Here is a 7,896-nt window from a genome sequence, read left to right as displayed (position 1 = left end):
TTAAACAGGATGCCTGCTTCAGCCTGCTTCAGCATAGTTGTGTCATTATAAGAGTCGCCTGCTGCAATTACACGATAGTTCAATAATTGGAAGGCTCTAACAGACTGACGCTTAGGGTCTTTCTGGCGAAGAACATAGTCAGTAATCTTTCCATCTTCAGCCACTTCAAGCTTATGACAGAATAGTGTTGGAAAGCCTAGCTTTGCCATTAGCGGCATTGCAAACTCATAAAACGTATCAGAAAGAATAATTACCTGAAAGCGAGTAGACAACCAGTCAATAAACTCTTTAGCACCTGGAAGCGGATCGAGTTCAGCGATAACAGCTTGAATCTCATTAAGACCATAACCGTTTTCTTCAAGGATACGAAGGCGCTGAGTCATCAATACGTCATAATCTGGTATATCACGAGTGGTCGCCTTAAGCTCTTCTATTCCGGTCTTTTCAGCAAATGCTATCCATATTTCAGGGATCAATACCCCTTCTAAATCAAGACAAACTAATTCCACGACGCACTCCGTCTTTATAATAAAGGTTAATATCTTTCGATAGTGAAAATTCGAAGCGCTATTCTAACTAAAAGCTAGCGCCTTGCATAATGTAAAATCTTCGTTAGAATCGAGCTCATATTGCTAATACCACATTAGTATTAAAACAAAGCATATACAGAGACCAAATAATGTCGATTGACTTTAACGACCCCGCCACAATTACCGATGAAGCCGTTCAGCAGCTAAATGATGAGCTTTCAAGTAAATCACCTCGCGAAATTCTAAAATTTGCGGTGAACACCTTCGATAACATTGCAATTTCTTTCAGCGGCGCAGAAGATGTTGCCTTGATTGAGCTTTCTCATCGACTAACTGACGACCTTCAGGTTTTCTCGCTAGATACAGGCCGATTACATCCAGAAACTTACCGCTTTATTGAAAAGGTTCGCCAACACTATAACATCGACATTGAATTAATGACCCCCAATGCTGAGCGACTAGAGGCTTTTGTTAAGCAAAAAGGGCTATTCAGTTTTTTTGAAGACGGGCATAAAGAATGCTGTGGCATTCGTAAAGTAGAGCCTTTGAAAAGAAAGCTTGGTACCTTGAATGCGTGGGTTTCCGGCCAACGTAAAGATCAAAGCCCAAGCACTCGCTCTGAAGTTGCTGTTATTGAGATTGATCATGGCAACTCAAGCGACGAGCGTAAGTTAATCAAATTCAACCCGCTTGCGAATTGGAGCTCTAAAGAAGTTTGGGACTACATTAGGCTTTCTGAAGTGCCTTACAACGAACTGCACGAAAAAGGCTTTACCAGTATTGGTTGTGAGCCCTGCACTAAAGCAGTATTGCCTACCCAGCATGAGCGTGAAGGTCGCTGGTGGTGGGAGGAAGCGACTCAAAAAGAATGCGGCTTGCACATTACCGAAAGTAAATAAGCCGTCGTCGATACAACAAGGCCGCTAATTCGCGGCCTTGTTTAACTAAAAGGAGCCTTGCTCTCTATAACGATTGCGCATACTTCTGCAAGCCTTTAGAGATCCCCTGCTCCAGGCCTTTCGAAATAATACTGGTAGTCAGTGGAATCTTAGACTCAAGCTCTATCGTGTAGTCTAGCGTTGTAGCGCCGCCTTCCTCACTAAATCTAAGCTCTCCTACATGGTTCTTAATGGGGCTTCCTTTAGTGATTTTGTATTGAATAAACTCATCTGGTTTAAACTCAGTAATCGTTTCTTCAAAGCCCGGTAAAATCCCGATCTTGATCTCTCTAACCGAACCCAAGCCGTTAGCACCATCAGCACCATCAACAACTCTAGACATATTGATACCACAAATCTTACCGAAAGTATTATGATCACTAAGTGTGGCAAATACCTCACTGACTGGCGCATTGAAAATTTGCTTCATTTTTATTGTATTAACAGACATGCATCACTTACCTTTTGGCGATTTAATAATGGATAGCGGCACGACAAAACAGCCGTGACCCCCAGTCATTATATATAAATATTCCGGGCTTTAAAGCGAAAAGCTACTACTTAAGAAATTAAGCGCTAAAGACAGTATAGGCGTGAAATCTTGTAGCTAAGCCGCTTTGGTTTTACTAGAATTAGCAAGCGGCATCATGAAATGACGACGCCCTCCAATATAACCGTAAATATGAGACCCCTATGTTTGACTACCAAGCCCCGAAAGACCTACTACAATCCAAAGTCATCTTAGTTACCGGAGCGGGTGATGGAATCGGCAAGACCGCAGCACTTAGCTTTGCCAAGCATGGAGCAACTGTAATTTTATTGGGGCGAACCGTTTCAAAGCTAGAAAAAGTATATGACGAGATTGAATCCAAAGGCTACCCAAAGCCGGCAATAATTCCAATGAACTTGGAAGGCGCTGTCGAGAAAGACTATATCGACGTTGCTAACTCGATCGAAGCAGAATTCACTCATATCGATGGCATCTTACACAACGCGGCGCAGCTTGGGTCTCTTACTAGTATTGAGCAATACGAAGTACCTGTTTGGAACAAAATGATGCAGGTAAACGTTAACGCTCCTTTTATGCTGACAAAGACGCTGCTACCACTACTTAGAAACTCCGAAGATGCTTCTATTATTTTCACCTCTTCTAGTGTTGGCAGAAAGGGGCGCGCATTTTGGGGTGCATACTCTGTCAGCAAATTTGCAAACGAAGGTTTAATGCAAGTACTTGCTGATGAGCTAAATGGGACAGATAAAACTATTAAAGTGAATAGCATTAACCCTGGCGCCACGCGCACCAATATGCGAGCCGATGCATACCCTGCAGAAAACCCGCATAATAACCCTAGCCCTGAACAGATCATGCCTGTTTACCTCTATCTAATGGGTAAAGACAGCGAAAAAGTAACGGGCCAAGCCTTTGATGCTCAATCCAACGCAAGACCGAACGAATAACATAAAAGGCCTATAATTCTTGGTAATCTATTGGCCACCTCGCCTTTAGAACCGAATGCTAAGCTAAAGTAACAGCAACAATATAAGTAAGAGATAATGATGAAGTTCTTTCTTTCCAGCTTGTTACTACTAAGCAGCCTATCCTGCATTAGCTTTAGCACACATTCCTTTGAATTGGTTCCTCATAGCGCCACCTATAGCGCTAATATAAAAAAAGGAATCAAAATCAAAGGCAAGGCTGCTAGACATCTGAAGAAAATGGATGAAAACCGCTGGCACTATAGTTTTAATGTCCGCTCTTTTGTAGCCGATATAAACGAAAGCACCCAGTTTACTTTCGAAGATGGCCGCCTTTTACCACAAGGCTACAACTATAGACTTAGCCCCATGTTTGGCCGAGATAGAAAAGCTAAGGTCCATTTCGACTGGCAGGCAGATATGGTTAATGGTCGTAGCAAAGGCGCAGACTGGGAAATTACGGGTATACCCAGTAACACCTACGACCGCCTTAGCTATCAGTTGCAACTTCTACGAGAGCTAGACAGTCCCTCTCCTCGTCTGGATTTCCAAATAGCACATAAGAAAAAACTTAGACCCAGCACGTTCGTAAAAACCGGTGAAGAATTAATTACTACAAAGCTTGGTGAGGCCAAAGCGCTGGTCGTAAAAAAGGTTCGCGCAGATGACAGCAAACGCCAGACCTACCTATGGGTTTCAGAGAAATACCCTATGCTTCTTCTCAAGATGACACAGATCGAGAAAGATGGAGAAGAGTATGAAATACATCTAGAGACAGCTAACGTTAACGGCACAGAAGTTACATTTAAATAGCCAAGGGCGAAGCGTATGAACTACGAGACAGCAAAACAGTACTTACTATCAAAACCTGAAGCCAGAGAAGACTACCCTTTTGGCCCAGATGTTATGGTTCCGAAAATTAAGGCTAAGATGTTTGCTACGCTTGGCGTTAATGACAACATTGCCCAAATGAACCTAAAGTGCGACCCAGATCAAGCAAACGAGCTACGCGACCTTTTTGAAGCCGTAAAGCCCGGTTACCACATGAACAAACTCCACTGGAATACCGTAATTCTTGACGGAAGCATCCCTGTCGGTGAAATTGAACGAATGATCGACCACTCCTACAAACTTGTCGTAAAAAAGCTGAGAAAAGCCGAACGCCAAGCCTTGGAACTGAGTTATGGAAAAGAAGCTTTGTACAAAGATTAGCGAAGACAGGCTAGTCTGTATTCTTACCAGCCAGCAAATTAATCATCATCCTGCATAGGAATTATATACTTCCCCGACTCGAGACCCGATATTCGCTCATTAATCATGGTTTGCTCGGCGCCTGATAAGGCAAGCGACTCATTATTGGGATAAAATCTGTACTCTTCTTTATCTCCGTCAAATTTTATTTTACCCAGAATTTGACCGCTATTACTTATGCAATCAAGCTCTTGCTGAATTGGCCAGAACAGCACCATTTACCACTCCCTCTTAAAACAATTCTATCTCCGAATAATAATCGCAGATAATACTTGCGCAAACAAAAGATTTAAGTAGTTAAGCAATTTGAACGCTTGCAAGCTTAGCAATTGGCGTTAACGTAAAATAGCAACAATCGCTGGATGATCTGAGTAGCTGCCGGTGGACACCGCGTAATCATCAAGACAGGTCAACCCACGATACAAAATATGGTCAACTAGAGACTTCTTGCGGTGCTTGGGTTTTGAGTGAGATTCTATACTGTCTTGCATTCTGCAACTACTGGCTGATAATAAGGAGCCTTTAGCTCGTAACAACTTCAACACTGTAGAGTTCGCTGTATCGTTAAAATCCCCTAAAGCAATAACCTTCGCGACTTTAGTCGAGGAAAAATCGTTTGCTTCGCGTTCAACGGCTTTCGACAGCGCCAATGCCTGGCTTTCACGCTTTAAGCGCTTGCTCTTGCTATCATTTCGCTTCGATAGAAAATGAGAGCTTATAACTGCGACTTGCTCCCCGGAAGCATTATCTAAGTAGAAGCGTGCACCGACAACCTTACTCAGACACTTTTTCTTTTTGACACCATTGGTTTTTCCGCAAGGGAAGCCGTAGTTTGTTAAACTACCTTTGACTGGTTCCAAACGGCTGATTAAGGCAACATCTTGGCCCGTTGCCGTATCCCTTCCCTGTGTAAAATACGCTTTCCAGTCTTTGCCAAAACGGTTTGCCAAATCGATCGCAACGTACTTATTTTCAATTTCTGACACCGCTAGAATATCTATCCTATGCTCTCTAACAAGCTTCGCATAGAATGCCAGCTCAGTTAGGTAATCCTTCTTTGACATGTCTCGTATCGTCACTTTACTACCGTCAGCTTTACCGTCATAAGGGGTCCATAGCCATTCGGTATTTAAAGTCATTACGCGAAGCTCTGCGTTTAAGCCTGTACAACACAATATACAGACCCCCATAATCATAGATCGAATTACCATTAGGGTTTCACTCTTTTCTGCGAGCCTCCATCATAGCAAGAACCTATAGACCGTTACGACAAGGTTACGGAACATTTGTAGCGGATATTGTTTGATCGCGCGGTTCGTCATGCAAATTAGACGACTGATACTTATTTACATAAGCAGGAGACTTATAGAATATCTTGAGGTCCCTATATTGAATAACATCTTTAAACATCTGGATAAATTCATCCAGGTTCAAGCGAATTGGATTCAGGGTTGTCGGTTGTCGCTCAGTTAGTCCGTAAACAACCTTACCCGCATCACGCTCATCTACGAAGGTTCCAAACAAGCGATCCCAGATTATTAACACGCCACCAAAGTTTGTATCGATCTGCTCCGGTTTGCAGCCATGATGAACCCTGTGGTGCGAAGGTGTATTGAAAACCTTTTCAAATACTCCCAACCTTCCAATAAGCTCGGTATGAAGGAAGAATTGATAAGACAGGCTTAATTCAATCGCAATTAAAGCAAGATCTTTGTCGAAGCCAATGATTGCTAGTGGCAACCACCAGATCATCCAGCCAAAATTAACATCCATTAAAAAGTTTTGGCGCAAAGCGGTAGAAAAATTCATAATTTTAGACGAATGGTGCGTTACATGTATTGACCATAACCAACGTATTTTATGCATACCGTAGTGGTAGATATAAAAGAAAAAATCGCATGCGATAAATAGGAATAGGTAACTCAACAAACCATCTTCAATTTTATACTGAAACCCGTATTGAGCAACAAACTCATAAAATGCCTGAATAAACAGGGCAATAGCAATCCCATCGAATATTTTATAAATCCCACCGGTTGCAATATTCGTTAGCGTTTCCTTTAAATGGTAGGCATCTTTTCTTCCCTTCCTATGCCAGTACCAAGCCTCAAGACAAATAATTGATATAAACACGCTGCCAAAAAGCATAATAAAGCCCAAGGCATGTAGTAAGTCGCTCATGAATTGCTCCTTCAAACTAATCAGTAATTAAAGCTAGTTTATTCCACAAGCAGCATCTATTATTGTCATAGCAATAATATTTTTTGACAATCTGCGCCACCATTACAATCAGCTTATGAATTCTTTAAATGATTTTTTTATCTCTCGGGATGTTGTCGGATACCTACAGACCTTTATTAAGCAAAGCGGTCTTAGTCTTCCGTTGTATGAACAGAAGCTTGACTATTTATCCGCTAAGCAACATATGTCTTTTGCACAATGGTGGCGTTTATTAGAAGAATTAGAAGCGCTAACGCCATACGACGCGTTGGGCCTTGAAATAGGAAGGTATATAAAGGTTGAGCATGTAGGCGTACTCGGCTACCTGTTTCGCACGGCCAGAAACGTGGGTGAAGCGTTAGCTTGCTTCAAACGATTTCAGGGCTTGATCTACGCAGGAAGTCTTGCACACACGGAACTAAATCCTGACAATTCATTTTGCCTGGTGTGGAACCCGGATTACGGTTATTCAAGCCAATGTTCCGACGAATTATTACTTAGTGCAATGGTGACGATAGTTAATGAGATTATTTTCCCGAAAAAATTAAATCTTTCAGCCATTCACTTTACGCAAGCTTTAAGTGATGACCGAGCTAAATCGTGTAAAAATTATTTTTGTTGTCCTGTTTACAGTCAGCAAGAAAAGTTGTCTATCGCCTTCTCGGTAAGTGATCTAGATATTCCAATTCCGCACTCTGATATCACACTTCACGGCATACTAGGCAAACAAGCAGAAGACTTACTAATAAGCCTACCAGATTGCGACACCTTTATAGCCGAACTTACCGATACGATTATTCGCTGCTTACATGAGGGTGATGCTGATACGAATACCGTCGCTTCGCGAATCAACATGTCTGAGCGTACGCTTCATCGTCGCTTAAAATCAAAAGGTAAAGTTTTTAGAGATATTCTTCAGGAAATAAGAAAATCGATGGTAATAAATTACCTAAAAGATCCGAAACTGACGCTTTCCGAAATTGCCTTGCTGCTAGGTTATAGCGAACAAAGTAGTTTTACCCGCGCATTTTCTACGTGGTACAAGTGTTCACCGCTTCAGTATCAAAAGCGCTACCTGTCTTAGACAGAATATGCCCTTTTAATCTCATCAGCGATGATACGAAGCCCTTTATCGACCAGAACATCATCTTGTGAATAGGTTATTCGTAAGCATTCGGATTTATGCTTCCAATTGTCATCACTTAAGCCCGGAAAAAAGTGATGCCCGGATACAATTAATACACCTTTGTCTTTCAACTTCTCATACAACTCCTGGTTACTTAAGGGGCAATCTTTCAACCATAACCAAATAAACATTGCACCTTCTACTTTATGGATTAAGAAAGGCAGACCCTGAAGTAACTCACATAAAAGGTCGCGCGCTCTTTCAGCTTTAGACAAATAGTAAGGTCTTATTACCTCATTACTTAAGGTGAGTATTCTTTTACTGTCGACTAAATCTTTCGCCATTATGCTGCCGA

The 7,896-nt window shown here is 41.9% G+C and carries 10 protein-coding genes and 1 pseudogene; 5 read left to right on the top strand and 6 right to left on the bottom strand.

The features are described from left to right. Window positions 1–509 (bottom strand): bifunctional phosphoserine phosphatase/homoserine phosphotransferase ThrH (thrH, locus tag A3766_RS23970; RefSeq protein WP_068643111.1); only part of this gene is annotated, 509 nt, incomplete at its 3' end. Between the two features lie 170 nt (window positions 510–679). On the opposite strand from thrH, the gene A3766_RS23965 reads away from it, so the two are divergent. Continuing rightward, the gene (locus A3766_RS23965; protein WP_082880493.1) at window positions 680–1,429 is read left to right on the top strand and encodes a phosphoadenylyl-sulfate reductase; all 750 of its coding nucleotides are present in this window, start codon (window positions 680–682) and stop codon (window positions 1,427–1,429) included. Window positions 1,430–1,493: 64 nt separating this feature from the next. On the opposite strand, the gene A3766_RS23960 is transcribed toward A3766_RS23965, so the two are convergent. Continuing rightward, window positions 1,494–1,919 carry an SRPBCC family protein gene (locus tag A3766_RS23960; RefSeq protein WP_068510313.1) on the bottom strand — a complete coding sequence of 142 codons (426 nt, stop codon included), beginning with the start codon at window positions 1,917–1,919 and terminating at the stop codon, window positions 1,494–1,496. Window positions 1,920–2,161: 242 nt separating this feature from the next. Here A3766_RS23960 and A3766_RS23955 point away from each other — a divergent pair, with 242 nt between their 5' ends. From A3766_RS23955 to A3766_RS23945, 3 genes are all read left to right on the top strand, one after another. Beyond that, window positions 2,162–2,926, top strand: a complete 765-nt coding sequence (locus tag A3766_RS23955; protein ID WP_068510315.1) for a YciK family oxidoreductase — start codon at window positions 2,162–2,164, stop codon at window positions 2,924–2,926. A 96-nt stretch (window positions 2,927–3,022) separates the two neighbouring features. Then, the gene (locus tag A3766_RS23950; RefSeq protein ID WP_068634336.1) at window positions 3,023–3,757 is read left to right on the top strand and encodes a DUF3108 domain-containing protein; all 735 of its coding nucleotides are present in this window, start codon (window positions 3,023–3,025) and stop codon (window positions 3,755–3,757) included. A 15-nt stretch (window positions 3,758–3,772) separates the two neighbouring features. Beyond that, on the top strand, window positions 3,773–4,156 hold the full coding sequence (locus tag A3766_RS23945; protein ID WP_068508006.1) for an MmcQ/YjbR family DNA-binding protein: 384 nt from the start codon (window positions 3,773–3,775) through the stop codon (window positions 4,154–4,156). Window positions 4,157–4,194: 38 nt separating this feature from the next. Here the strand turns inward: A3766_RS23945 and A3766_RS23940 are convergent, their stop codons facing one another. The 3 genes from A3766_RS23940 to A3766_RS23930 form a co-directional block, all read right to left on the bottom strand. Continuing rightward, the gene (locus tag A3766_RS23940) at window positions 4,195–4,413 is read right to left on the bottom strand and encodes a hypothetical protein (protein ID WP_068508004.1); all 219 of its coding nucleotides are present in this window, start codon (window positions 4,411–4,413) and stop codon (window positions 4,195–4,197) included. 117 nt (window positions 4,414–4,530) lie between these two features. Then, window positions 4,531–5,406 carry an endonuclease/exonuclease/phosphatase family protein gene (locus A3766_RS23935; RefSeq protein WP_068553365.1) on the bottom strand — a complete coding sequence of 292 codons (876 nt, stop codon included), beginning with the start codon at window positions 5,404–5,406 and terminating at the stop codon, window positions 4,531–4,533. 64 nt (window positions 5,407–5,470) lie between these two features. Continuing rightward, complete coding sequence (locus A3766_RS23930) at window positions 5,471–6,376, bottom strand: sterol desaturase family protein (protein WP_068510320.1); 906 nt, start codon at window positions 6,374–6,376, stop codon at window positions 5,471–5,473. Between the two features lie 115 nt (window positions 6,377–6,491). Between A3766_RS23930 and A3766_RS23925 the strand changes: the two genes are divergently transcribed. After that, window positions 6,492–7,499, top strand: coding sequence for an AraC family transcriptional regulator (locus A3766_RS23925; RefSeq protein ID WP_068510326.1), 1,008 nt, complete (start codon window positions 6,492–6,494; stop codon window positions 7,497–7,499). On the opposite strand, the pseudogene avtA reads toward A3766_RS23925, so the two are convergent. Continuing rightward, window positions 7,496–7,896, bottom strand: a pseudogene (gene avtA / locus A3766_RS23920) (valine--pyruvate transaminase); the annotation flags it as partial. The gene A3766_RS23925 and the pseudogene avtA overlap by 4 nt on opposite strands.

Source organism: Oleiphilus sp. HI0132 (assembly GCF_001635845.1).
This window is presented reverse-complemented; position numbering and strand designations above follow the sequence as displayed.